General features: G+C 73.8%; 2 protein-coding genes. One reads left to right on the top strand and one right to left on the bottom strand.

Annotated features, from left to right (window positions below; translation table 11 throughout):
- Positions 1–73 precede the first annotated feature (73 nt).
- Positions 74–1,141: a cell division protein ZapE gene (gene zapE / locus ACFXA3_RS42115; RefSeq protein ID WP_385196748.1), complete on the bottom strand. Its 1,068-nt coding sequence runs from the start codon at positions 1,139–1,141 to the stop codon at positions 74–76.
- An 84-nt stretch (positions 1,142–1,225) separates the two neighbouring features.
- On the opposite strand from zapE, the gene ACFXA3_RS42110 reads away from it, so the two are divergent.
- On the top strand, positions 1,226–1,771 hold a 546-nt coding region (locus tag ACFXA3_RS42110), incomplete at its 3' end, for a dihydrofolate reductase family protein (RefSeq protein WP_385196745.1).

Below are 1,771 nucleotides of genomic sequence, written 5' to 3'. Positions count from 1 at the left end.
GGGGCCCGTGGGGCCCCCGCCCGCGCGCGGGGGGCGGGCGCGCGGCGGGGGCCCCCCCCCCGCGTCCCCAAACCTACTGGGACACCAGGGGTTTCGCGTCGCGCGCCAGTGCGGTGAGCCTCGAGATGGCCCGGAAGTACTTCTTGCGGTAGCCGCCGTTCAGCATTTCTTCACTGAACAGGCGGTCGAACGGCACTCCGGACGCCAGGACCGGTATCTCACGGTCGTACAGCCGGTCCGCGAGGACCACGAGCCGCAGCGCCGTCGACTGGTCCGGGACCGGGCCGACGTCGGTCAGGCAGACCGCCGATATTCCGTCGGTGAGGGCGCCGTACCGGCTGGGGTGGACCCGGGCCAGGTGCTCCAGCAGGCCGGGGAAGTCGTCCAGGCTCGCGCCTTCGGTCGCGTACGCGGCCTTGGTGACCTGCTCGTCCGTGAACGGTGCGGGCGCCTCCGGCAGGCCGCGGTGGCGGTAGTCCTGGCCGTCGATGCGCAGCGGGCGGAAGTGCGCCGACAGGCCCTGGATCTCGCGCAGGAAGTCCGCGGCGGCGAAGCGGCCCTCGCCGAGCTTGCCGGGCAGGGTGTTGGAGGTGGCGGCGAGCGCCACGCCCTGCTCGACCAGGCGGCTGAGCAGGGAGGACACGAGCACGGTGTCGCCCGGGTCGTCCAGTTCGAATTCGTCGATGCACAGGAGGCGGTGGCCGCCGAGGGTCTGGACCGTCTGCTGGAAGCCGAGCGCGCCGACCAGGTTGGTCAGTTCCACGAAGGTGCCGAAGGCCTTGAGCGCGGGCTCGGCCGGGGTGGCGTGCCACAGCGAGGCCAGCAGGTGCGTCTTGCCGACGCCGTACCCGCCGTCGAGGTAGACCCCGCGCGGGGCGGCGGGGGCGGCAGGGGCCTTCTTCGCGAACCAGCGGCGCTTGCCGCCGCCGCTCGCGTGGGATCCGCCCAGGCCGGCCGCGAAGCCGGCGAGCACGGTGACGGCCTCGGACTGGCTGGGCTGACCGGGGTCCGGGTCGTAGGTGTCGAAGCGCACCGAGTCGAACCGCGGCGGCGGCACCATCTCGGCCACCAGCCGCTCTGCGGGGACCCGGGGCTCGCGGGCGCACAGGGCCTGCGGGCCGGCGTCGCCCGGGCCGGCTATCGGGGGTCGCCCGTAGGTGGATCCGGAGGTGGAGAGTGATGTTGACACAGCTCTTAACTCTACGGGGCGTGGCACACTGCACCGATGCGACGCCTGTTCCCTGTGACCGATCAGACATCAGCCCCCGCGGACCGCGGTGACCGTGAGTGGTCGCTGGACGAGCTGGCGGACGCGTACGCGTACCCCCCGCTCGGCGCGCAGGGCCACTGGCTGCGGGCCAACATGGTGGCCACCCTGGACGGCGCGGCCCAGCACGACGGGCGCTCGCAGCCGATCTCCGGCGAGACCGACATGCGGATCTTCGGCACCCTGCGGGCACTGGCCGATGTGGTGGTGGTCGGTGCCGAAACGGTTCGTCAGGAGGGGTACCGCCCGGCCCGGGCCCGCGAGGCCTTCGCGGCCCGGCGCAAGGCCGCCGGGCAGGGGCCCGCGCCCGCCGTCGCGGTGGTCTCCGCCGGCCTGGACCTGGACTTCTCCCTTCCGCTGTTCACCGCCCCCCTGGTGCCGACACTCCTGGTGACCGGGGCGGCCGCACCCGCCGATCGGGTGGCGGCCGCGGGCGCGGGCCGGGTCGTGGTCGTCCTGGGCGGCGAGGGGGTGTGTCTTATACACAACAGAGGCTGCCGACGA

The organism is Streptomyces sp. NPDC059456 (genome assembly GCF_042750055.1).
In the GTDB taxonomy this organism is placed as follows: domain Bacteria; phylum Actinomycetota; class Actinomycetes; order Streptomycetales; family Streptomycetaceae; genus Streptomyces.
This window is presented reverse-complemented; position numbering and strand designations above follow the sequence as displayed.